Annotated in this window: 22 protein-coding genes; 14 read left to right on the top strand and 8 right to left on the bottom strand. The window is 74.0% G+C overall.

Translation table 11 applies throughout. The features are described from left to right. Window positions 1-14: 14 nt before the first annotated feature. The 4 genes from uraH to ACGF0D_RS31765 form a co-directional block, all read right to left on the bottom strand. On the bottom strand, window positions 15-350 hold the full coding sequence (uraH, locus tag ACGF0D_RS31780; RefSeq protein ID WP_392875298.1) for a hydroxyisourate hydrolase: 336 nt from the start codon (window positions 348-350) through the stop codon (window positions 15-17). A gap of 129 nt (window positions 351-479) precedes the next feature. Further along, on the bottom strand, window positions 480-983 hold the full coding sequence (gene uraD / locus ACGF0D_RS31775; RefSeq protein WP_392922055.1) for a 2-oxo-4-hydroxy-4-carboxy-5-ureidoimidazoline decarboxylase: 504 nt from the start codon (window positions 981-983) through the stop codon (window positions 480-482). Window positions 984-1,228: 245 nt separating this feature from the next. After that, the gene (locus tag ACGF0D_RS31770) at window positions 1,229-1,609 is read right to left on the bottom strand and encodes a helix-turn-helix domain-containing protein (protein ID WP_392922053.1); all 381 of its coding nucleotides are present in this window, start codon (window positions 1,607-1,609) and stop codon (window positions 1,229-1,231) included. Beyond that, on the bottom strand, window positions 1,606-1,851 hold the full coding sequence (locus ACGF0D_RS31765) for a thiamine-binding protein (RefSeq protein ID WP_392922130.1): 246 nt from the start codon (window positions 1,849-1,851) through the stop codon (window positions 1,606-1,608). The genes ACGF0D_RS31770 and ACGF0D_RS31765 overlap by 4 nt, the downstream gene beginning before the upstream one ends. Window positions 1,852-2,105: 254 nt before the next feature. Here ACGF0D_RS31765 and ACGF0D_RS31760 point away from each other — a divergent pair, with 254 nt between their 5' ends. From ACGF0D_RS31760 to ACGF0D_RS31700, 13 genes are all read left to right on the top strand, one after another. Then, on the top strand, window positions 2,106-2,945 hold the full coding sequence (locus tag ACGF0D_RS31760) for a TIM barrel protein (RefSeq protein ID WP_392922051.1): 840 nt from the start codon (window positions 2,106-2,108) through the stop codon (window positions 2,943-2,945). 155 nt (window positions 2,946-3,100) lie between these two features. After that, window positions 3,101-3,988: a 2-hydroxy-3-oxopropionate reductase gene (locus tag ACGF0D_RS31755; RefSeq protein ID WP_392922049.1), complete on the top strand. Its 888-nt coding sequence runs from the start codon at window positions 3,101-3,103 to the stop codon at window positions 3,986-3,988. Window positions 3,989-4,424: 436 nt separating this feature from the next. Further along, window positions 4,425-5,621, top strand: a complete 1,197-nt coding sequence (locus ACGF0D_RS31750; protein WP_392922047.1) for a glycerate kinase — start codon at window positions 4,425-4,427, stop codon at window positions 5,619-5,621. Between the two features lie 146 nt (window positions 5,622-5,767). Then, entirely contained in the window at window positions 5,768-7,195 is a 1,428-nt protein-coding gene (allB, locus tag ACGF0D_RS31745) for an allantoinase AllB (protein ID WP_392922045.1), read from the top strand. Next, window positions 7,192-8,385: an allantoicase gene (gene alc, locus ACGF0D_RS31740; protein WP_392922042.1), complete on the top strand. Its 1,194-nt coding sequence runs from the start codon at window positions 7,192-7,194 to the stop codon at window positions 8,383-8,385. Before allB ends, alc begins: the two co-directional genes overlap by 4 nt. 335 nt (window positions 8,386-8,720) lie before the next feature. Beyond that, complete coding sequence (locus ACGF0D_RS31735) at window positions 8,721-9,500, top strand: IclR family transcriptional regulator (protein WP_392875322.1); 780 nt, start codon at window positions 8,721-8,723, stop codon at window positions 9,498-9,500. Window positions 9,501-9,707: 207 nt separating this feature from the next. Then, complete coding sequence (locus ACGF0D_RS31730; RefSeq protein ID WP_392922039.1) at window positions 9,708-10,625, top strand: metal-dependent hydrolase; 918 nt, start codon at window positions 9,708-9,710, stop codon at window positions 10,623-10,625. 150 nt (window positions 10,626-10,775) lie between these two features. Further along, window positions 10,776-11,864, top strand: coding sequence for a PDR/VanB family oxidoreductase (locus tag ACGF0D_RS31725; protein WP_392922036.1), 1,089 nt, complete (start codon window positions 10,776-10,778; stop codon window positions 11,862-11,864). A gap of 15 nt (window positions 11,865-11,879) precedes the next feature. Next, a complete protein-coding gene (locus ACGF0D_RS31720) occupies window positions 11,880-12,824 on the top strand; it encodes a M24 family metallopeptidase (RefSeq protein ID WP_392922033.1) in 945 nt (314 codons plus the stop codon). Further along, window positions 12,821-14,608, top strand: a complete 1,788-nt coding sequence (locus ACGF0D_RS31715; protein ID WP_392922031.1) for an SDR family oxidoreductase — start codon at window positions 12,821-12,823, stop codon at window positions 14,606-14,608. Before ACGF0D_RS31720 ends, ACGF0D_RS31715 begins: the two co-directional genes overlap by 4 nt. A gap of 97 nt (window positions 14,609-14,705) precedes the next feature. Continuing rightward, the gene (locus tag ACGF0D_RS31710) at window positions 14,706-14,903 is read left to right on the top strand and encodes a type II toxin-antitoxin system VapB family antitoxin (protein ID WP_392922028.1); all 198 of its coding nucleotides are present in this window, start codon (window positions 14,706-14,708) and stop codon (window positions 14,901-14,903) included. Further along, window positions 14,896-15,312: a PIN domain nuclease gene (locus ACGF0D_RS31705; RefSeq protein WP_392922025.1), complete on the top strand. Its 417-nt coding sequence runs from the start codon at window positions 14,896-14,898 to the stop codon at window positions 15,310-15,312. Before ACGF0D_RS31710 ends, ACGF0D_RS31705 begins: the two co-directional genes overlap by 8 nt. A 62-nt stretch (window positions 15,313-15,374) precedes the next feature. Beyond that, entirely contained in the window at window positions 15,375-15,995 is a 621-nt protein-coding gene (locus ACGF0D_RS31700) for a LysE family translocator (protein ID WP_392922023.1), read from the top strand. Between the two features lie 46 nt (window positions 15,996-16,041). On the opposite strand, the gene ACGF0D_RS31695 is transcribed toward ACGF0D_RS31700, so the two are convergent. The 4 genes from ACGF0D_RS31695 to ACGF0D_RS31680 form a co-directional block, all read right to left on the bottom strand. Continuing rightward, on the bottom strand, window positions 16,042-17,283 hold the full coding sequence (locus ACGF0D_RS31695; RefSeq protein ID WP_392922020.1) for an XdhC family protein: 1,242 nt from the start codon (window positions 17,281-17,283) through the stop codon (window positions 16,042-16,044). A 103-nt stretch (window positions 17,284-17,386) separates the two neighbouring features. Then, window positions 17,387-19,846, bottom strand: a complete 2,460-nt coding sequence (gene pucD, locus ACGF0D_RS31690) for a xanthine dehydrogenase subunit D (protein WP_392922017.1) — start codon at window positions 19,844-19,846, stop codon at window positions 17,387-17,389. Beyond that, window positions 19,843-20,334 (bottom strand): (2Fe-2S)-binding protein, encoded by a 492-nt coding sequence (locus ACGF0D_RS31685; protein ID WP_392922014.1) that lies wholly within the window; start codon window positions 20,332-20,334, stop codon window positions 19,843-19,845. Before ACGF0D_RS31685 ends, pucD begins: the two co-directional genes overlap by 4 nt. After that, complete coding sequence (locus tag ACGF0D_RS31680) at window positions 20,331-21,218, bottom strand: FAD binding domain-containing protein (RefSeq protein WP_392922011.1); 888 nt, start codon at window positions 21,216-21,218, stop codon at window positions 20,331-20,333. The genes ACGF0D_RS31685 and ACGF0D_RS31680 overlap by 4 nt, the downstream gene beginning before the upstream one ends. A gap of 298 nt (window positions 21,219-21,516) precedes the next feature. Here ACGF0D_RS31680 and ACGF0D_RS31675 point away from each other — a divergent pair, with 298 nt between their 5' ends. Continuing rightward, entirely contained in the window at window positions 21,517-23,160 is a 1,644-nt protein-coding gene (locus ACGF0D_RS31675; protein WP_392922008.1) for a PucR family transcriptional regulator, read from the top strand. Window positions 23,161-23,313: the final 153 nt, after the last annotated feature.

The following is a 23,313-nucleotide window of genomic DNA, read 5'->3' as shown; positions in this document are numbered from 1 at the left end:
TCCAGGTCGGTCCACTAGCTTCCGCGGTAGACCGAGTATCCGAACGGACTGAGCAGCAGCGGCACGTGGTAGTGGTGCTGTTCGGGCGCGACCGTGAAGACGATCGAGACCTCGGGGAAGAACGGAGGCTCGGAGGACTCGGGCGCGTGGTACGCGCCGGTGTCGAAGAGCAGTCGGACGACCGAGCCCGCCTCCACGGCCGGCAGGTCCCTGGCCCGGCCGTCGGAGTCCGTGGCGCAGGTGCCGAGCACCTGCCAGCCACCCTCGGTGTGCAGTGCGAGCTCGACCGGAACGCCTTCGGCCGGCCGGCCGAGGCTGGTGTCGAGCACGTGGGTGGAGATGCCAGTCATGGGTGAAGTGGCCTTACCTATGGCTTAGATGACGAAGCGTCAGTTGTATAAGGGGGGCGGGTGGATGTGAATCTGGACGCCCGGCCAGGGCGATATCGCCACAGATATGACGAATCGTCAGGACGGGTGTCAGGGTGTGTCGAGCAGGCGGTCGAGCCGGATGTCGTTGATCTTGCGAAGCTCCTCGCGGACGATCTCCGCCTCGGTGGCCGCGTCGTTGGGGTGGCGCTCGCGCAGGGCGGCGAGCAGGCCGACCGCGGAGCGGCCGGTCGCGCAGATCAGGAACACGTGGCCGAACTTGGCCTCGTAGGCGACGTTGGCTTCGTTCAGCTCGTCGAGGACCGCCCGGTCCAGGCCCCGAATTCCGGCCTGTTCGCGCTCGGAGGTGGCGTCGCCCGCCAGGGGCTTGCCGATCCGGGCATGGCCGGCCATCGCGTCGCGCAGGTCCTCGGCCGTCAGTGATGCCACGGCGGCCGCGTTGGCGGCGAGCAGGGCCTCGCGGTCGGACCAGGGCTTGTCCGCCGCGACCGCGGCGGCCCAGCGGGGGCTGGAGCAGACCTCCAGCAGGATCCCTTCCAGCTCCGCGGCATCGGCCGCGGCCAGGGCGTCAAGGGTGTGGGGGTGGTTGGTCACGAGTGGACCTCCTGGAGAGTGGTGCCACCCGGAAAAGCTAGATCGGGCCCACCCGGCCGTCAACACTTTGTTGAACGATTGGTGGTTGCGTTTCGAACGGGGCCGCGATGCCGGGCCCTTTCGTGTGCGATTCGCCAAGTGTGCCCCGCCGCAAGCCGATCCAGTCCGGTCAGGTCGGCGGGGTCACCCGTTCGGAAGCCCCGCAGCGGGGTCCGGGTGCGCCCCGGAGGGCGCCGAACCGGGCGTCAGGACGACTTCGCGCTGTCCTGGCGGTTCAGGTAGTTGTACACGGTGAAGCGGCTGACACCCAGGGCCGAGGCGACGGTCTCCACGCCGTGGCGGACGGTGAACGCGCCGCGTTCCTCCAGCAGGGCGACGACCCGCTGCTTCTCCACCCGGTCGAGCTCGGCCAGCGGGCGGCCGTCGAACTGGCGGGTCATCTCGGTGAGCATCCGGTCCAGCGCGCTGCTCAGGTGCGGCAGTCGGACGGCCAGGGCGGGAGTGCCCTCCCACTCCAGGACCACGTCGTCGGGCTTCGCCTCGTCCAGGGGGACGGGCGTCGCGCCGACCGCGGCCAGCAGCGGCTTCACCGCCGCGGCGAGCGGGTGTTCCACGTTCTCGGTCACGGCGTACCGTCCTCCTCGCCCAGCACGCTGACCTGGACCGAGATCCGGGTCGCCCCGGCATCCAGGGTCTCCTTGAGCAGCTTGGTCACCGCGGCCAGGACCTGCTCGGCCTCGCCCTCCGCGCCGGTACCGAAGGGGCCGACGGACACGGCCAGGCCGGCCGCGTCGACGACCTCGCGAGCCGCCGCGGCGTGCTCCGGGAACGTGTCCAGTTCGAACGGTTCTGTCGTGAACTCCACCATCAATCGCACGGGGTCACTGTAGCGAGCGGGGGTCCGCACGGGGCAGGGGCTTGGGTGATCGAACGGTCCGGCCCCCGCGAGCGGCGACAGTCCGGGCCCGCGAGCCGCGAGGTGGCTTCAACAAAGTGTTGCAATTCCCTTGACAGTCGCTCGGTGGGCCGGAGATGCTTCCACCGTCTTCCATCATACAGAATCCCTCTTCCGTATCGTGGAAATCGAGGCGGAGGGAAGAGGGCTGAGAGGGGAGTAGTGACGTGACGGCGGCTGCCAAGCACGGCTTCACGGTCAACCTGTCGATCCTGTTCGGCGAACTGCCGCTCCTGGAGCGGCCCGCCGCGGCCGCCGCGGCCGGATTCACCGCCGCCGAACTGTGGTGGCCCTTCGGGGCGGAGCACAACCCCTCGCGGGCCGAACTGGACGCGCTGCGCAGGGCGTTCACCCACGCCGGCGTGCGGCTCACCGGCCTCAACCTGCTGGACGACCTGAGCGAGGGTGCCCGCGGGACCGTCTCGCTACCGTCCGAGCGGGACCGCTACCGCGCCAACGTCCCGGTCGCCGCGGAACTCGCCGCCTCACTCGGCGCCACCGCGCTCAACGCGCTGTACGGCAACCGGGTCGAGGGCGTCGACCCGGCCGAGCAGGACGCGCTCGCGCTGGAGCACCTGGTGCTCGCCGCGCGGGCCGCGTACGGGGTCGGCGCCGTCCTGCTGATCGAGGCCCTGAACGAGGCCGAGTCGCCGGACTACCCGCTGGTCTCGGCCGCCGCCGCGGTCGAGGTGGTCGACAGGGTCAACGCCGCCACCGGCCTGGGGAACGCCAGGTTCCTCTGCGACCTGTACCACCTGGCCAGGAACGGCGAGGACCCGGCGGCGGTCATCGACACGTACGCCGACCGCATCGGCCACGTCCAGATCGCCGACATCCCGGGCCGCAACGAGCCCGGCACCGGCGAGCTGGACTTCGAGGACCTGTTCGCCCGGCTCACCGCCGCGGGCTACACCGGCGTGATCGGCCTGGAGTACCGCCCCTCCACCGGGGTCAGCGCCGACAGCTTCGGGTGGCTGCCGCGCGAACTGCGCACCGCCGCCAGGTAGTGGAGCCGATGAGCGTCACCCCGCCGCGTGCCGCCGAGCCGCGAGCCACCTGGGGAAGCGTCGCGGGGCCGCGTGCCGCCGAGCCGCGAGCGATCCGGGGAAGCGCCGCCGACCCACCCGATCCCCCCGCCCGCACACACAAGGAGCTCGACGCGATGAGCCGCAGGATCGCCTTCATCGGCCTCGGCATCATGGGCGGCCCGATGGCCGCCAACCTGGTCAGGGCCGGCCACCACGTCACCGGCTTCAACCGCACCCGGCCCCCGATCGACGCCCTGGTCGCGGTCGGCGGCCACGGGGCCACCGGCATCGCGGACGCGGTGCGGGACGCCGAGGTCGTCATCACCATGGTCCCGGCCGACCCGCAGGTCGAGCAGGTCGTCCTGGGCGAGGGCGGCGTGCTGGAGAGCGCCGGGCCTGGCACCCTGCTGATCGACATGTCCTCGATCACCCCGCAGACCTCGATCAAGGTCGAGGCCGCCGCCAGGGAGAAGGGCGTCCGCACCCTGGACGCTCCGGTCTCCGGCGGCGAGGCGGGCGCCGTCGAGGCCGTCCTGTCGATCATGGTCGGCGGGGCCGCCGAGGACTTCGCCGAGGCCGAGCCGCTGTTCGGCGCGCTGGGCACCACGGTCGTCCACGTCGGCCCGTCCGGCGCCGGCCAGACCGTCAAGGCCGCCAACCAGCTGATCGTCGCGGCCAACCTCCAGGTGCTCGCCGAGGCCGTGGTGTTCCTGGAGAACGCCGGCGTCGACCTCGCGTCCGCGCTGGACGTGCTCGGCGGCGGCCTGGCCGGCTCCACCGTGCTCGACCGCAAGAAGGCGAACATGCTGAACCGCGAGTTCGCGCCCGGTTTCCGGATCGACCTGCACCACAAGGACATGGGCATCGTCACCGACGCCGCCCGCGCCGTGGGCGCCGCGCTGCCGGTCGGCGCCGTGGTGGCCCAGCTGGTCGCCTCCGCCCGCGCCAACGGCGACGGCTCGCTCGACCACTCGGCGCTGCTGCGCGGCGTCGAGCGGCTCTCCGGCCGCGAGGTCGGCTGACACCCCGGGGGCTCCCGAGCGGAGCTCCCGTCCCCGAACTCCTCCTGGCGGCCGTGTACCCGTTCCGGTCGTGCCCGCGCCGCCAGGAGGCCGCACTCGACCGGCGAGCGGGCCGGGGCTCATCCGCCCGCCCGCCGGTCGATCCGGGCCGGCGACGCGTACGTCCCACTGTGGGGGCACCTCGATCGAGCCCGGTACGCGTCGCCCGGCTCCGTCCCCGCCGAGGGCCGCCTCCGTACGCCCGGCCACGCCGACCGAGGGGGCTCGCACCCCGGGCCACCCGGGCCCATGCTGGACGCACGCCCGTCGGGCGCACATCTGCCGGACGCGCGCCTGTCGGACGCGCGCCTGTCGGATGCCCGCCTGTCGGACGCGCGCCCGACGGACGCACGCCGCAGGACCACCGCCAGACCCGTACGGAAACGAGGACCGCTCCATGCCACCCACCCCCCACCAGGGCCATGTGGTCGTCGCCCCCGACAAGTTCAAGGGCAGCCTGGAGGGCGCCGAGGCGGCGGCCCGGATCGCCGCCGGCATCCGGCGCGCCGCGCCCGGCACCGAGGTGCGCGAACTGCCCGTCGCCGACGGCGGCGAGGGCACCCTGGCCGCCGCGCTCGCGGCCGGCTTCAGCAGGGTCCCGGCCGAGGTGGCCGGCCCGACCGGACTGCCGGTGGACGCCGCGCTGGCCGTCCGGGACGACACCGCCGTGGTCGAGCTGGCGCAGGCCTCGGGCCTGGCCCGGCTGCCCGGCGGCCGGGCCGCCCCGCTCACGGCCGGGTCCTACGGGGTCGGCCAGCTGATCGCCAAGGCGGTCTCGCTCGGCGTCAAGCGGATCGTCCTGGGACTCGGCGGCAGCGCCTGTACGGACGGCGGCGCCGGCATGGTGCAGGCCCTCGGGGCGCGGCTGCGCGACGCAGACGGAGCCGAACTCCAGCCCGGTGGCGCCGCGTTGAGCCGGCTCGCGGAGATCGACCCCGGCCCGCTGGCCGACGCCCTGGGCGGGGTCGAGGTCGTGGTGGCCTGCGACGTGGACAACCCGCTGCTCGGGCCGCGCGGCGCCGCCGCCGTCTACGGCCCGCAGAAGGGCGCCGACGGCGCGGACCTGGTGGCGCTGGAAGCGGGGCTGACCCGGTTCGCCGACCTGGTCGCCGAGGCCACCGGGCGGGACGTCCGGGAGGCGCCCGGCGCCGGCGCCGCCGGCGGGGTGGGCTTCGCCGCCCTGGCCCTGCTCGGCGCGACCGTACGACCCGGCATCGAGCTGCTGCTCGACCTGTTGGACTTCGACGCGGCCGTGCGCGGGGCACGCCTCGTCGTGACCGGTGAGGGCTGCCTGGACGCGCAGACGCTGCACGGCAAGGCCCCCGCCGGAGTCGCCGCGGCCGCGGCCCGGGCCGGGGTCCGGGTGGCCGCCGTGGCGGGTCGGCTGGAACTCACCGAACCCGAGTGGCGCGCCGCCGGCTTCACTGCCGTGATCGTCCTGACCGACCTGGTCGGCCCGACCGGCCCGACCGGCCCGACCGGCCAGACCGACCTGACCGACCTGACCGAGCGGCCGGGGGAGAGCATGGCCAGGGCCGCCGAGCTGGCCGAACTCGCGGGGGAGCGGCTGGCCCAGCGCCTGCTGCCGGGCTGACCCCGTGCGCGCGGAGCCGCCGGACGCCCCCGACCCTCCAACACCCATCCATTGACGTTTTGTTGAAGGCAGGCCTAGGCTCCCGGCAATCCTTCGCCTCCATCCGTGTTCGCGCACTCCCGACTCCCAGGTTCCGGAGGTCTCCCATGCCCTTCAGCCAGCCGGCGGTGATCCGCTCCCGACGGGCGGTCCTGCCCGACGGCGAGCACCCCGCGGACGTGCTGATCCAGGACGGGAGGATCGTCCGGACGGCCCCGCACGGCTCGCTCAGGGCCGGCGACGGCGAACTCGTCGACCTCGGCGACACCGCGCTGCTGCCGGGCCTGGTCGACACCCACGTGCACGTCAACGAGCCCGGCCGCACCGAGTGGGAGGGCTTCGCCACCGCCACCCGGGCCGCTGCGGCCGGCGGCGTCACCGCGATCGTCGACATGCCGCTCAACTCGATCCCGCCCACCACCACGGTGGCCGGGCTGGCGGCCAAGCGGAAGGCCGCCGAGGGCCAGGCCTGGGTCGACCTCGGGTTCTGGGGCGGCGCCGTCCCCGGCAACCTCGCGGACCTCGAACCCCTGTACCGGGAGGGCGTGTTCGGCTTCAAGAGCTTCCTCGCCCCCTCCGGGGTGGAGGAGTTCCCGCACCTCGAGGCCGCCGACCTGGCGGCGGCACTGGCCGAGCAGGCCCGGATCGGGGCGCTGGCGATCATCCACGCCGAGGACCCGGCCGTGCTCGCCGCCGCCCCGCAGCAACCCGGCGTCCACTACCGGGACTTCCTGGCCTCGCGGCCCGCCGACGCGGAGACCGCCGCCGTCGCCCACCTGCTCGCGGCGCTGTACCGGACCGGCGCCCACCGGACCGGCGCCCGGGTGCACGTCCTGCACGTCTCCTCCGCCGCCGTGCTGCCGCTGCTGCGGCGGGCCCGCGAGGACGGCGTACGGGTGACCGCCGAGACCTGTCCGCACTACCTGACCCTCGCCGCCGAGCAGGTGCCGGACGGCGACACCGCCTTCAAGTGCTGTCCGCCGATCCGCGACGAGGCCAACCGGGACGCGCTCTGGCAGGCCCTGGCCAACGGCGAGTTCATCGCCGTCGTCTCCGACCACTCACCGTCCACCCCCGACCTCAAACTGCTGCCCGAGTATGGCGGCAGCGGCGACTTCTCGGCCGCCTGGGGCGGCATCGCCTCGCTCCAGCTCGGCCTGCCGGCCGTCTGGACCGAGGCCCGCCGGCGCGGCCACACCCTGGCCGACGTGGTGCGCTGGATGTCCGCCGGACCGGCCTCCCTGGTCGGCCTCACCGGCACCAAGGGCGCCATCGCCGCCGGCCACGACGCGGACCTGGTCGCCTTCGATCCCGACGGCGAGTTCGCCGTCCGGGCGAGCGGGCTGCACCACCGCAACCCGGTCACCCCGTACGCGGGCCGGACCCTCACCGGCGCGGTGCGCACCACCTGGCTGCGCGGCCGTGCGGTGGACCCCGCCGCCCGCCCCTTCGGCCGACAGCTCGTCCGGCCGCACTCCCACCCCGATCCCACCTCACCACCACCCCGTCCGAACGCGCCCAAGGAGAGTCAGTGACCACTGCCGGCACCCCGAGTGCTCCCTTCACCGAGCTGGTCGACCTGGCCTCCCGACCGCTCGGCGCGGGCGTCGTCGCCACCAACGAGGACACCTTCGCGGACGCCGAGAACCTGCTGGTCGCCGCGCCGGCCGAGTTCCGCCCGCACACCTTCGGCCACAAGGGCCAGATCATGGACGGCTGGGAGTCCAGGCGTCGTCGCGGAGTCTCCGCCGAGCAACCGCACCCCACCGACGCGGACCACGACTGGGCGATCGTCCGGCTCGGCGCCGCCGGGGTGATCCGCGGCGTGGTCGTGGACACCGCCCACTTCACCGGCAACCACCCGGAGTCCGCCTCGGTCGAGGCCGCGTCCGTCCCCGGCCACCCCTCGCCCGAGGAACTCCGGGCCGCCGAGTGGACCACGATCGTGCCGCGCACCGGGCTCAGGGGCGACACCGCCCACGAGTTCGCCGTCGCGGACGGCACCCGCTACACCCACGTGCGGCTGAACATCTTCCCGGACGGTGGTGTCGCCCGGCTGCGGGTGCACGGCGAGGTGCTCCCGGACCCGCGCGAACTCGAAGGTCTCACCTTCGACTTGGCCGCCCAGGAGTACGGCGGCGTGGCCGAGGCGGCGTCCGACCGCTACTTCTCCTCCCCGCACAACCTGAACGCTCCCGGCCGCGCCTCCGTCATGGGCGACGGTTGGGAGACCCGGCGTCGGCGCGACAAGGCCAACGACTGGGTGCGGATCGCCCTGGCCGGGGGCGGTGAGGTCCTGGCCGTCGAAGTGGACACCTCCTGCTTCGTCGCCAACGCCCCCGGCTGGGCCGACCTGATCGGCTTCGACGCCTCGACCGGGGCCGACCCGGCCGACGGCGAATGGTTCGAACTCCTGCCCCTCACCCGGCTCCAGCCCGACACCCGGCACCGCTTCCGGCTCGACGCCGGCCGCCCGGTGACCCACGTGCGCATCAACGTCCACCCGGACGGCGGCCTGGCCCGCCTCCGGCTCACCGGCCGCCTCACCGAGGCCGGCCGCACGGCCCTCGCGCTGCGCTGGTTCGACGCCCTCCCGGCCGCCGAGGCCCGTGCCGCCCTCGCCGCGGCCGGTGCCGCCGCCGGCGAGGCCGTCGCGCTGACCGCCGCCCGCCCGGTCGTCGACCCGACCGGGGCCGCGACCGTCGTCCGGATCCTGCTCGGCTAGTCGACGGCCCGTCGGTTCATCTCCGGCACCACGAGCCCAACTCGTACGGCGGCCCGGCCCGGACCCGGTGACGCGCCGTCCGCGCCGCCGGCCCCGCCACCGCTGGCCCCACCGCCGCCGGCCCCGCCACCGCCCGCACTCCTGCCCGGCGGTCGCGGAACGCGCCCCTCCCTCCTGGGTCGTGGGGGAGGGGCCGTCGCGTCCGCCCAGGTCGGCGGACGGGGCTACACGGATTGTTCACGGATATGTACGGACGGCAGCCGTCGGAGCCGCCGGGTCGATAGGCTGGTGCGTGCCCGCGGTCGCTCCGTGGGGGGACATCGGAAGGGGACGACATGTCGACACCAGCCCCGGGTCGTCACGCCGCGCTTGACCAGGGTCCGACGGGCCCGTTCACCTCCCTCCAGCACGCCCTCAGACTGCTGGAGGCGGTCGACCGCCACCCCGACGGCGCCACCCTGGTGGCCCTCGCCCGGGAGACCTCGCTCGGGCTGCCCACCGTGCGGCGGCTCGCCGAGATCCTGGAGGTCGAGGGCTACCTCCAGTGCCAGGACGGGGGTTGGCTGCTGGGCGGCACCTTCGCACTGCTCGGTCAGCACAACCGGGAGCAGCTGGTGAAGGCCAGGCTCAACCGCAAACTCGCGGAACTCCGGGACGAGTTGGGCGCCGCGGTGTACTTCAGCCGGTACCACGACGGCGAGTTGTCGGTGGAGGCGGTCTCGGCCGCCGACTACGCCCCGGCCGTGCAGGAGTGGGTGGACTTCAAGGCGACCGCGCACGCCAGCGCGATCGGCAAGTGCCTGCTCAGTCAGCTGGACGTGGACGCCCGGCGCGACCACCTCTCCCGGCACCCGGTCGCCCGGCTCACCTCCCGCACCGTCACCGACGCCGACCAGCTGTTGCACCGGCTGGAGCGACAGCCGGCCACGGTGCCGGTGCTCGACATCCAGGAGTACGCCCTGGGCACGGTGTGCGCGGCGGTGCCGATCACGGCGGGCAGCACGGTCGGCTGTCTGGCCACCTCGATGCCGGCGGACAACATCCACAAGCTGAAGGCCGCCGCCGAGCTGCTGGCGGCCCGGGCGGCGCCGCTGATGCTGGCGATGGCGGTCTGACGGCGGGTCGGCGGCCGCGCACGCGGGTCAGGGGAAGCCCTGCCGGGAAACCGGTGGGGCTTCCCGCGTTTCCCGTGGCGTCGGACGGTGCACATCACTTATTAGACTCGATGTCGATAAGGGTGGGCGAAACCCTTGTCCCCACGGCTACCCGCGAGTACGTTTCCCTGGAGCCGAGCCGCCGCCCCCAGGTCAGGAGGGCCTGCCATGCCCCGTTCCACCCCCGTCCCCGCCCTCGCCGCCCCCGCCGCGCGCGTGCACGACAGCCTCGTCCTGGAGCCCCGGGACGTCCGCTTCGACTGGGCCCGGCTGCCGCTGCACTGGATCCCGGACGAGCCGATGGCCACCCACGTCATCAACGTGCTGCACCTGCTGCTGCCCGAGGGGGAGCGCTGGTTCGTCAAGGTGTTCAAGGAGGCGCTGCCGCTCATCCGGGACGAGCAACTGCGCGAGGAGGTCCTCGGATTCATCGGGCAGGAGGCCATCCACGCCGAGGCGCACCAGGAGGTCCTGGACCACCTGCTCGGCCAGGGGCTCGACCCGAGGCCGTACGTCCGGCAGATCTCCTGGCTGTTCCAGCGCGTCCTCGGCGACAAGCCGGGGCTGACGGCGACCCAGCAGCGGGAGAACGTCATCGAGCGGGTCGCCTTCATCGCGGCGATCGAGCACTTCACCGCCTTCCTCGGCAACTGGGCCCTCAACTCCCCGGGTCTGGACCGGGCCAAGGCCGACCCGACGATGCTGGACCTGCTGCGCTGGCACGGCGCGGAGGAGGTCGAGCACCGCAGCGTCGCCTACGACCTGATGGTCCACCTGGACCCGGGCTACCTGCGCCGGGTGCGCGGGATGGTGATCTCGGGGCCGCTGCTGGTCCACCTCTGGGTGCGCGGCGCCCGCTTCCTGCTCGCCGCCGACCCCACCCTGGAGGGGCGGCTCAAGCCCACCTGGCGGGAAGCGAGCCGGATCGCCAGACGCGGACTGCTGCCGGACCCGTTCAGGTCGATCCGCTCCGGGCTGCGCTACCTGCGGCCGGGCTACCACCCGACCCAGGAGGGCTCGTCCAGCCAGGCGCTGGGCTACCTCGCCACCTCGCCGGCCGCCCGCGCGGCCGCCGGGCGCGGCTGACGGCCGACAGGTTTCAGCGAACAGATGACGTTATCTGTTCGCTGAACTCTGTTCGCCGAAATCTGAACGCTGAACGCTGACATCCGATACCTGTCAGCTGTCGCCCGCCGCCCGCCTGCCGCCCCGCTCCCACCCCAAGGACCCCGCCGGATGGACCAGCTCACCCCGCCCCCCGACCTCTACGGCCGCCCCCGCGCCGACGGCTTCATGCGCCGGCTCACCGCCTTCGGCGACCGCTACCCCCCGGCCCTCGGCGGCCCGTTGCTGCGCCGCAACCCCCGCCGCCCGTACAGCCGCCCCACTCCTGCGCTCCGCCTGGTCGTCGCCGAGCGCCGCCAACTGGCCGCCGACGTCGTCGAGTTGACCCTCGCCGACCCCTCCGGCAGTCCGCTGCCCGGCTGGCAGCCCGGCGCCCACCTGCGCCTCGTCCTGCCCTCCGGTCGCGAGCGCCACTACTCCCTCAGCGGCGACCCGGCCGACCGCACCGCCTACCGCATCGCCGTCCGACGGCTGCCCGAGGGTGGCGGCGGGTCCGTCGAGGTCCACGACGCCCTGCACCCCGGCACCCGGCTCACCGCCCGTCGCCCGCGCAACGGCTTCGCCTTCTGCGCCGAGCCCGCCGTCCTCCTGCTGGCCGGCGGCATCGGCATCACCCCGCTGCTCCCGATGGCCCGCGAGGCGCAGCGCCACGGCCTGGACTGGCGCCTGGTGTACGTCGGCCGCAGCGCCGACACCCTCCCGTACACGGACGAGCTGCGCGCCCTCGATCCGCGCCGGGTGGTGCTGCGCACCGACGACCAGCACGGCGGCGTCCCCACCGGCGCCGAACTGCTCGCCCACGCCCCACGCGGCGCCGCCGTCTACTGCTGCGGCCCGGCTCCGATGCTCACCGCCGTGCAGCGCGCCCTGGACGGCTCCCCGGTCGCCTCGCTGCACTTCGAGCGCTTCGGCGCCGCCCCGATCGCCGGCGGCGAGCCCTTCACCGTCCGCCTCGGCGCCGACGGCCCCGCCCTCGACGTCCCCGCCGACCGCTCCGCCCTGGACGTGCTGCGCGAGGCCCGCCCGGACCTCCCGTACTCCTGCCACCAGGGCTTCTGCGGCACCTGCGAGGTCCGCGTGCTGGCCGGCTCGCCCGACCACCGGGACCGCCGCCTCACCTCCGAGCAGCGTGCCGCCGGCGCCCTGCTGCCCTGCGTCTCCCGGGCCGCCGAGGGCGAGACCCTCGTGCTGGACCTCTAGAAGGAGCCCCTCACCATGGCGAAAGCGACCCCCGCCTTCCGCTACACCGAGCGCGACCTCACCCGCTTCCGCGAGACCCAGCAGCTCGCCTACCACTGCGCCGAACAGGTCGCCGCCTGGATCGAACCCGGCGTCACCGAGCGGCAGGCCACCGCCGAGCTGCGCCGCCGCCTGGTCGCCGCCGGGGTGCAGGACTTCTTCCACGTCCCCTTCGCCTGGTTCGGCGACCGGACGGCGTTCCGGCACTTCCACACCCCGCTGCAGTTCTTCGCCGGCAACCGCCGGCTGGAGGAGGGCATGCCGTACGTGCTGGACTGCGCGCCCGTGGTGGACGGCTACACCGCCGACATCGGCTACGGCGGCAAGGTCGGCGAGAACCGGGTCTGGGACCGCCTGGCCGCCGATCTGGAGGTCTACCGCGAGCTGATCCTCCAGGAGGTGCGGGCCCGCAAGCCGCTCTCCGAGGTGTACGCCGCGGTCGACGCCCAGATCGCCGCGCACGGTTACGACAACCGCCACCAGGTGTACCCGGGCCGGGTGATCGGCCACCAGGTCACCCGCAACACCGCGCGCGGCCCCGCCGGGGTGAACGTCTTCGGCTTCGGCGTGCGCACCCTCCAGACCCTCGGCCGTGAGCTGATCTCCGAGCGGCTGCACGGCCGTTCACCGCTCTGGGCGGACGGGCGCTCGTCCCGGCACGCGCCCACCCCGGGCCTGTGGGCGGTCGAACCGCACATCGGCTTCCGGGGCGTGGGCATCAAGTTCGAGGAACTGCTGGTGGTCACCGAGGACGACGCCTACTGGCTCGACGACGACCTGCCGCACGTCCGCCGCTGGAGCGCGACCACCGAGCAGACTGTCACCGAGCGCACCGCCGCCGAGCCGACCGCCACCGAGCGGGCCGCCGCCACCCAGAACACCGCCGCCACCGAGCCGACCACCCTGGAGGCCACCCGATGACGAGCCCGTCGCAGCGCGGCCCGGCGCAGACCCCGGTGCAGCGCCCGTCGCAGACCCCGGCGGCGCCCCCGGTGCGCCGCCGGACCGTCCACTCCGGCGGCCTCCCGCTCGCCGTCTTCGAGCAGGGCGACCCGGACGCCCCCACCGTCCTCCTCGTACACGGCTACCCCGACACCCACGCCGTCTGGGACGACATCGCCGCCGACCTCGCCCGTGACCACCACGTGGTCCGCTACGACGTGCGCGGCGCCGGCGAGTCCGCCGCCCCCGCCGACCGGTCCGGCTACCGCCTGGAGTACCTCGCCGAGGACCTGTTCGCCGTCGCCGACGCCGTCAGCCCGGACCGCCCGGTCCACCTGGTCGCCCACGACTGGGGCTCGATCCAGTCCTGGGAGGCCGTCACCGCACCCGGCGCCGAGCGCCGGATCGCCTCGTACACGACCCTGTCCGGCCCCAGCCTGGACCACATGGGCTACTGGCTGCGCCACCGGCTGCGCCGCCCCACCCCGCGCCACCTCAAGCAGCTGCTGCACCAGGGCCTGCACTCCTGGTACATCACCGCCTTCCACCTGCCCTACCTCGCCCCCGGCGTCTGGCGCCTCGGCCTGGCCCGGGCCTGGCCGCGGGTGCTGCGCGACCTGGAGCACGTCACCCCGCGCGCCGACCACCCGCAGCCCAGCCTGCGCCGCGACGCGGTCCGCGGCATCGAGCTGTACCGGGCCAACTTCCGCCCCACCCTGGGCAGTCCGCGCGAGCGGCCGACCGAGGTGCCGGTCCAGCTGATCACCCTCACCCGGGACCGGTACGTCGGCACCTACCTCTCCGAGGGGCTGGAGCGCTGGGCACCCGAACTGACCCGCAGGACGCTGCACGCCGGCCACTGGTCGGCGCTGCTGGAGAAGGGAGCCACCGTGGCCGGGATGGTCCGCGAGTTCACCGCCCGCATCGACGCGGGGCAGGTCCGAGGCGCCGAGGGCGATGGCCGGCTGGTCGTGGTCACCGGCGGCGGCAGCGGCATCGGCCGGGCCACCGCGCTCGCCTTCGCCGAGGACGGCGCCCGGGTGGTGGTCTGCGACCTCGACCTCGCGGCCGCCGAGCGCACCGCCGAACTCGCCTCCCTGATCGGTGCGAAGGCGCACGCCTACCGGGTGGACGTCTCCGACGGCGCCGCGATGGACGCCTTCGCGCAGACCGTCGCCGCCGAGCACGGCGTGCCCGACGTCATGGTCAACAACGCGGGCATCGGGCACTCCGGGACGTTCCTGCAGACCACCGAGAAGGAGTGGCAGCGGGTCCTGGACGTCAACCTCTGGGGCGTGATCCACGGCTGCCGCGCCTTCGGCACCCTGATGGCCGACCGCGGCCAGGGCGGCCACATCGTCAACGTCTCCTCCGCCGCCGCCTACCTGCCCTCCAAGGCGCTCACCGCCTACGCCACCAGCAAGGCCGCGGTGTTCATGCTCTCCGACTGCCTGCGCGCCGAGTTCGTCGCCCACGGCATCGGCGTTTCCACCATCTGCCCGGGCATCGTCAACACCAACATCACCCGCACCTCCACCTTCTCCGCCACCACCTCCACCGAGCAGGCCGCCAAGCAGGCCCGCGCCGCCAGGCTCTACGCCCGCCGCGGCTTCCCCCCGGAGAAGGTCGCCACCGCCATCCTCACCGCCGTCCGCACCGGCCGCCCCGTCGTCCCCGTCACCCCCGAGTCCAAGGCCGCCCGCTTCCTCTCCCGCCTCAGCCCCGGCCTCCTGCGCCTCGCCGCCCGCCTCAACGTCACCTGACCGGGTGAACATCGTCTGATCCGCCCGGATGGGCCTGTGATATCAGCTAGCCTCGACTTAGATATCGCAGGCCCTACTCCGCCTTGGGAGGCTGACCATGGCCCGTACGGTGATAGACGTCAATGACGAACTGCTGGCCGAGGCCGCCGAGATCTTCGGCACGACGACCAAGGTCGCTACCGTGAACGCTGCTCTTGAGGATGCTGTGAAGCGCCGGAAGGGCCGGGAGTTTCTCGCCTGGCTTGCCGAGGGCGGCTTGCCTGATCTCACCGGGCCGGTGGAAAAGGGTGAGTGAGCGTTTCCTGATCGACAAGTCGGCATTCGCACGCTATTCCAAGCCGACGGTCCGGGCCGTAGTCGCGCGATTGTTCAACGAGGGGCGGCTCGCGCTCTGCGGCGCTGTCGAACTGGAGATCATGCACAGCGCCCGTTCGAAGGCCGACGCGCTCCAGATCCGGGAAGGCCTGCAAGGCTTCGACTGGCTGCCCACACCCGACGAGGTGTGGGACCGCGCCATCGAGGTGCAGGCCCTCCTGGCCAGCTCCGGCAACTGGCGGGCACTGTCGGTGCCGGACCTCGTCATCGCGGCCACCGCCGAGCGCCACGGCGCCACCGTGCTCCACTACGACGGCGACTTCGACATGATCGCCGCCGTCACCGGCCAGCCGACCGAGTGGGTCGTCCCCCCGGGGTCGGCGGACTGAGGGACAGCCGACCGCCGAGGCCCCCCGGGGCCGCGAGAGCGGCTGTGAGAGCATCGAGGCCCATGGAGATGACAACGGCCCTGTGGTCCTTCGCCCTCGTCGTGGGGCTGCTGACACTCACCCCCGGTCTCGACACCGCGCTGATCCTGCGGACCTCGGCGCTGGGGCGGCGCCGGCAGGCGTGGGGGGTCGTGCTGGGGATCCAGACCGGGACGCTGCTCTGGGGGACGCTGACCTCGGCCGGGGTGACGGCGCTGCTGACCGCCTCGCAGGTGGGGTACGAGATCCTGCGCTGGGCGGGCGCGGCGTACCTGGTGTGGATGGGCATCGGGATGCTGCGCAACCGGGGCGGTGAGGCGGCGGCCGAGGAGGAGCCGGAGGACGGCGGGTTCGCGCACGGCTGGCGGCGGGGCACGCTGACCAACCTGCTGAACCCCAAGGTCGGGGTCTTCTACGTGGCCGTGCTGCCGCAGTTCATTCCGGCCGGGGCCCCGCACTTCGCCGCCGGCGTGGCGCTGACCTGCGTGCACGTCGTGGAGGGCCTGCTCTGGTCGACCGTCCTGGTGGGCTTCGCCCAGGCGCTGCGCGGCTGGCTGCGCCGGCCGGCCGCCCGACGGCTGATGGACCGGGTGACCGGCGCGGTCGTGGTGGGCTTCGGCGTGAAGCTGGCGCTGAGCGACTGACCCCGCTCGTTCCTGTTCATCCCCGTTCGTCCCTGTTCGTCCCCGCTCAGGCCGCGTGAGTACGGGGTTCCGGCCTGCCCGCGGTGGCGCCCCCGACGCCCCCAACGCTCCCGACGCCCTCGACGCCCCCGTCACCCTCCGTCTCCGGGCGGGGCAGGTCGTGGTGGATCGGCCCGTCCGAGGCGCTCAGCGGCAGGCAGCTGCCGCCGCGCCGGTGGGCGACGATCTCGGCGGCGACCGAGACCGCCGTCTCCTCCGGGGTGCGGGAGCCGAGGTCCAGGCCGATCGGGGAGCGCAGCCGGGCCAGCTCGGCCTCGGTGAGCCCCACCTCGCGCAGCCGGGCCACGCGTTCGCGGTCGGTGCGGCGCGAGCCCATCGCGCCGACGTATCCGACCGGCAGCCGCAGGGCGCGCTCCAGCAGCGGGATGTCGAACTTGGCATCGTGGGTGAGCACGCACAGCACGGTGCGCCCGTCGATCCGGCCGAGCTGGGAGTCCAGGTAGCGGTGCGGCCAGTCGATCACCACCTCGTCGGCCTCGGGGAAGCGACGGGCGGTGGCGAAGACCGGCCGGGCGTCGCAGACGGTCACGTGGTAGCCGAGGAACTTGCCGATCCGCACCACCGCGGCCGCGAAGTCGATCGCCCCGAAGACCAGCATCCGCGGCGCGGGCACGTACGACTCGACGAAGCAGGTGACGGTGCCCTGCCGGCGGTCGTCGCAGGGGCGCCCGTCCAGGCCGAGTACGAGCCGGCCGGTGCGTCCGGCCTCCAGCATCGCCCGGGCCTGCGCGACGACCGCCCGCTCCAGGCCGCCGACCGTCGACGGGGCCGGCGAGAGAGCGCCCTCGACGCCGTCGGCGGTGATCGCCAGGGTGGCCCCGACCAGCCCGTCCGGCCCGGCGATCACCCGCACCAGCGCCACCGGTGTGCCCGCCGCGACGTGGGCGATCCCGGCGTCCAGTCCGGTGTCGGCCCCGGGCACCACCGGCTGGACGAAGACGTCCAGGACGCCGCCGCAGGTCAGCCCCACCGCGAAGGCGTCCTCGTCGCTGTACCCGAAGCGTTCCAGGGCCGGCCGGCCGCTCGCGATGGCGGCCTGGCACAGCTCGTACACCGCGCCCTCGACGCACCCGCCGGAGACGCTGCCCACCGCCTCGCCGTCGGCGTCCACGGCCAGCGCGGCTCCGGGGTCGCGCGGAGCGCTGCCGGAGACGCCGACCACGGTGGCCACGGCGAAGGAACGCCCGGTCGCGTGCCAGGCCAGCAGCTGCTCGGCGATGTCCTGCATGGGGTGAGGCTCCTTACACGGTTTCGACAGTAGCGGGCGGCGCCGCCGTACGGGAAACGATCCCGTACAACAGCGGTGCCGCCCAAGGCCGCTGCCCAGGGCGCTACTGCGCGAGGCCGTGCTGTCCGCCGAGCCCCCGGCCGGGGGCCCGGCCCGGCCGCTCGGTGGTCAGGTGCTCCGGTCGCACCGGGATCCGGTTGAGCGCCAGCCCGGTGGCGTCGCGGATGGCGGCGACGATGGACGGCGTCGCCGAGACGGTCGGCGCCTCGCCGACCCCGCGCAGCCCGTACGGCGCGTTGGGGTCGGGCAGTTCGAGCAGTTCCACCGGGATCGGCGGGGTGTCCAGGATGGTGGGGATCAGGTAGTCGGTGAAGGAGGCGTTGCGCACCTTGCCGTCCCGCAGGACGATCTCCTCCATCACCGCGAGGCCCAGCGCCTGGGTGCAGCCGCCCTGGATCTGGCCGACCACGGAGAGCGGGTTGAGCGCCTTGCCGACGTCCTGGACGGCGGTGAGCTCGACCACCTTGACCAGGCCCAGTTCCACGTCCACGTCCACCACCGCGCGGTTGGCGCAGAAGGAGTACTGGACGTGGCCGAAGCCCTGGCCGGTCTCCCTGTCGAAGGGCTGTGTGGGCCGGTGGCGGTGTACGCGGGTCTGCTCGACGGCCCCGTCGCCGAGCAGGTCGACGACGGGGACCAGCACGCCGGCGCTCCTCGACACCACCTTGCCGCCGGCCAGCACCAGGTCGTCGTGGGTCCAGCCGTAGCGCCGGCGGCCCCGGTCGAGCAGTTCCCGGCGCACCGCCTCGGCGGCCAGCTTCACCGCGCCGCCGGTCATGTACGTCTGGCGCGAGGCGGAGGTCGAGCCGGCCGAGCCCACCGAGGTGTCGGCCGGGTGGATGGTGACGTGCTCGACGCCCAGCTCGGTGCGGGCGATCTGGGCGTGCACGGTGACGCCGCCCTGGCCGACCTCGGCCGCCGCGGTGTGCACCATGGCGACCGGCTCGCCGCCGATCGCCTCCAGCCGCACCCGGGCGGTGGAGTAGTCGTCGAATCCCTCGGAGAAGCCGACGTTCTTGATCCCGACCGAGTAGCCGACGCCGCGCACGATCCCCTCGCCGTGCGAGGTGTTGGACAGCCCGCCGGGCAGCCGGCGCAGGTCGGGGCGCTCGGTGTCCAGCGGCGGCGGAAGCGGCATCTCCTTGGCCCGGCGCAGCAGTTCGGCGACCGGAGCGGGCGCGTCGATCTGCTGCCCGGTGGGCATGGAGTCGCCCTGCGAGACGGCGTTGATCTGCCGCAACTCCACCGGGTCCATGCCCAGTTCGGCGGCCAGCTTGTCCATCTGCGACTCGTAGCCGAACGCCGCCTGCACCGCGCCGAAGCCGCGCATCGCCCCGCAGGACGGGTTGTTGCTGTACAGCGCGAGGGCGTGCATCCGCACGTTCGGGATCACGTACGGGCCGTGCCCGAGCGAGGCCGCGTTGCCGACCACGGCGGGGGAGGTGGAGGCGTACGCGCCGCCGTCCAGCACGATCCGGCAGTCGGCGAAGACCAGCTTGCCGTCCCGGGTGGCGCCGTGCTCGTAGTGCATCCGCGCGGGGTGGCGGTGCACGTGGCCGAAGAAGGACTCGTCCCGGGAGTAGACGATCTTGACCGGTTTGCCGGTGCGCTGGGCCAGCAGACAGGCGTGGATCTGCATCGACAGGTCCTCGCGGCCGCCGAACGCGCCGCCGACGCCGGCCAGGGTGAGCCGGACCTTCTCCTCCGGCAGGCCGAGCACCGGAGCCATCTGCCGGCGGTCCGCGTGCAGCCACTGGGTGGCGACGTAGAGGTCGACGCCGCCGTCCTCGGCGGGCACCGCGAGGCCGGACTCCGGGCCGAGGAAGGCCTGGTCCTGCATGCCGACCTCGTAGTCGCCGCTGACGATCACGTCGGCCAGCGCCCGCACCTCGTCGGTCACGCCGCGGCCGGAGACCAGCCGCTGCTCGTGGCAGATGTTGCCGTACGCATGGGACTTGTACGCCTGCGGCTCGTGCACGTACCCGTACGTCTCCGGGTCGAGGCACTGCTCCTCGGTGACGATCGGGGTGAGCACCTCGTACTCGACCGCGATCTTCCTCACCGCGCGCCGGGCCGTCTCCGGGTGGTCGGCCGCGACCAGCGCGACGGGCTCGCCGTGGTAGCGGATCCGGTCGATCGCCAGGGCCGGCTGGTCCTGGACGTCCAGGCCGTAGTACTTGGAGCCGGGGATGTCCTCGTGGGTCAGCACCGCGTACACCCCGGGCACCTTGAGCGCCTCGGAGAGGTCCACCGAGAGGATGTTCGCCCGGGGGTGCGGCGAGCGCAGCGCCGTGCCCCACAGCATGTCCTCGTGCCAGAGGTCGGAGGAGTAGGCGAACTCGCCCCGGACCTTCAGGTTGCCGTCCGGGCGCAGCGGCGAGCCGCCGACGCCGTCCTTGGACGCCTGGTCGATGCTCCGGAGGTTCTTCTGCCCCTGGATGGTCCGCCCGCCCGTGCCACCGCTCTCCGCGCCGCCCGTGCCACCGCTCTCCGCGCCGCTCATCGCGCACCGGCCTTCCCCGCGCCGCCCATGCGGGCCGAGGCCAGCCGCACCGCGTCCATGATCTTCTCGTAGCCCGTGCAGCGGCACAGGTTGCCGGACAGCGCCTCGCGGATGTCGTCGTCGCTCGGCTGCGGGTCGTCCGCCAGCAGCGCGTCGGTCTGCACCAGCAGCCCGGGGGTGCAGAAGCCGCACTGGACGGCGCCGGCGTCGACGAACGCCTGCTGGACCAAGCCCAGTTCGCCGTCCTGCCCGCTCAGGCCCTCGACCGTGCGCACCTCGCGGTCCTGCACCTGTCCGGCCGCGACCAGGCAGGAGCAGACCGGGACGCCGTCGAGGTAGACGGTGCAGGAGCCGCACTCGCCCTGCTCGCAGGCGTTCTTCGAACCCGGCAGGCCGACCCGCTCGCGCAGCACGTACAGCAGGCTCTCGCCCTCCCACACGTCGTCGGCCTCGACCGGCTTGCCGTTGGCGGTGAAAGTGACCCTCATGCCGCGCTCCTGATCTGCTTGCCGTAGTCGTTCCAGGTCCAGGTGAGGGTGCGGCGGGCCATCACGGCGAGCGCGTGCCGGCGGTAGTCGGCGGTGCCCCGGACGTCGTCTATCGGCGAGGCCGCGGCCTTCACCAGCTCGCCGAAGCGCCGGACCACCTCGGCGCCCAGCGGCTCCCCGGACTCCCACAGGCCCCGCTCGGCGAGCACGCCCCGGAGGTACTCCTCGGCCTCGACGGCACGGCGCGGCGTGGGCGCGGCCGAGCCGATACCGGTGCCGACGGTGCCGTTCCGCGGGTGCAGGGCAAGCCCGAACGCGCAGACCGCGATCACCATGGCGTTGCGGGTGCCGATCTTCGAGAACTGCTGCGGCCCGTCCGCCACCGGGACGTGCACGGCCCGGATCAGCTCGTCGGCCGCCAGGCAGTTGCGCTTCACCCCGGTGTAGAAGTCGTCGATCGGGATCATCCGGGTGCCGCGCACCGAGGCCGCCTCGACGAACACGTCCCGCCCGGCCGCCAGCAGCGCCGGGTGCGAATCGCCGGCCGGGGAGGCCGCGCCGAGGTTGCCGCCGACGCTGCCGCGGTTGCGGATCTGCGGCGAGCCGACGGTGCGGGCCGCCAGCGCCAGCCCGGGCAGCGGGCCGGACAGCTCCGCGATGATCCGGGTGTAGGGGACGGCGGCGCCGAGCCGGACGACACCGCCGTCCTCGGACCACGAGGTGAGTTCGGCGATGCGGTTCAGGTCGAGGATCGCGGACGGCCGGTGCATGTCGAAGTTCAGCTCGACCATGACGTCCGTGCCGCCCGACAGGGGCAGCGCCGTCGGCTGTTCGGCCTTCACCGCGAGCGCCTCGTCCCAGGTGGCGGGCCGAAGGAACTCCATGCGGGTGTCTCCTCACGTCGTCGCCCGCCGGGTGTCCGGTGGCGTGTCGCCCAGTGAACCGCTGTGACGCGGCCCACTGGCAGTCACCGATGGCATGAAGCCCCGGCTGTGAGCCCGCCCGGCATCCTGTACGTTCCTCTAAGGAGGGGAATCCCGCAGCCCAGGTGTTCGCCGGGTGCTACCTACGACCGTAATCCCGGCCGTGACGCGAGGGCTACGGACCCGCACACGCCCCTACGGCCAGGCCCTATCGTTACCCCTTCGTTCCTCCCCCCAAGCCCCGTTAAGGAGTCCGCGGATGCGCGTCCGTGACCTGCTCGCCCCCGGCGCCCCGGGACTGCGCCTGCTCGCGGCCGAGGAAGAGCTGGACCGGCAGGTCAGCGGTGTGATGACGACGGACCTCCAGGACCCGGGCCGCTACCTGCACGGTGGCGAACTGGTGCTCACCGGCATGCTCTGGCGCACCGTCCCGGCCGACTCCGAGCGCTTCGTCCGCACCCTCGCGGCCGGCGGCGCGGTCGCTGTCGCGGCCGGCCAGGCCGAGGTCGGGCCGGTGCCCGAGGACCTGGTCGAGGCCTGCCGCCGGCACCGGATGCCGCTGCTCGTCGTCCCCGACGACGTCGCCTTCGGCACCGTCACCGAGTTCGTCGGGCGCCAGCTCTCCGCCGACCGCGCGGCCGACCTCGCCGCCCTGGTCGACCGGCACCGCCTGCTGGTCTCGGCGGCCGGCGGCGGCGGACTGGACGCGGTGCTGGACCTGCTCGGCGGCGACCTCGACCTGGACTGCTGGGTGCTCACCCCGACCGGCGCGGTGATCGCCGGCCCCGCCGACCGGCTCTGCGCCCAGGACCGCGACCAGCTGGTCCGCACCCACCTCGCCGCCCAGCGCCAGCGCCGCCGCCCCCCGCACCGGGCCCGGCTGGCGGACGGCTCGTACTCGCTGCTGCCCGCCCCGGCCCCGGTCCCCGACTCGGAGCCCACCCCCGCCCCCGCTGCCGGCGAGCCCGACGCGCCGCCGGCCGACTGCCCGCTGGCCGACTGGGTGCTCGTGGTCGCCGGCGACGTCACCGAGTGGACCACCAAGCGCCAGCAGCTCGCCGAGAACCTCGCCCGGCTGGTCGCCGCCGAGCGCCACCGCCGCGACGAGGGCCGCCGGCTGCGCCGCCGCCTCGCCGACGAGGTGCTCGCCCTGCTGCGCCGCGACGCCGACCCGGCCGAGATCAGCCGCAGCCTGTACGCCTCCTCGGCGATGGCCGCCCGCTACGAGGGCCCCGGGCGCAAGTCCCAGGCGCAGGACGACTCCTGGCTGGTGATCAGCGCCGAGGGCACCGGCCTGCCGGAGGGCGCCGTACGGGCGGTGCTGGAGGAGGCCCTCGGCGGCACCGACGACCGCGCCCTGATCGCCGGAACGGGCACCGGCGCCGTGGTGGTGCTGCCCGCCCTGGACGGCCCGGTGCCCGCCGACACGCTGCGCGAACTGCTCGCCCCGCTGGAGGCCGGGCTCGGCGCCGACGACCGGATCACCCTCGGCGTCTCCGCCCCCGCCTCCGGGGCCGGCGGCCTGCGCGGCGCCCTGGAGGAGGCCCGGCACGCCCGCCGGATCGCCGCCTCCCGGAGCGGCCGGGTCTGCGTCGCGGGCCCCGAGGAGCTCGCCTCGCACGTCCTGCTGCTGGCCGCCGTCCCGGACGAGGTGCGCCGCGCCTTCCGCGGCCGGCTGCTGGACAAGGTGATCGCGTACGACACGGAGCACCAGGCGGACCTGGTCCGCACCCTGGAGGCCTTCCTGCGCTCGGACGGCTCCTGGACCCGCTGCGCCGCGCAGCTGCACGTCCACGTGAACACCCTGCGGTACCGGATCGGCCGGATCGAGGAGCTGACCGGGCGTGACCTCTCCCGCCTGGAGGACCGGGTGGACTTCTACCTGGCGCTGGAGCTGGCCTGACGCCGCACCCGCCCGGACATGCGACAGGGCCCGGGGGGGGGGCGGGGGCGGGGGGGCCCGCCCCAACCCGTAGCTAATGACGGCCGGGCTCCGTTAACGCGTTGAGGTGGTGTGCCCCCCCATCTCGGGCGGGACCAACAAAATAAACAAAGC

This window comes from Kitasatospora sp. NPDC048298, assembly GCF_043201465.1.
Classification (GTDB): domain Bacteria; phylum Actinomycetota; class Actinomycetes; order Streptomycetales; family Streptomycetaceae; genus Kitasatospora.
This window is presented reverse-complemented; position numbering and strand designations above follow the sequence as displayed.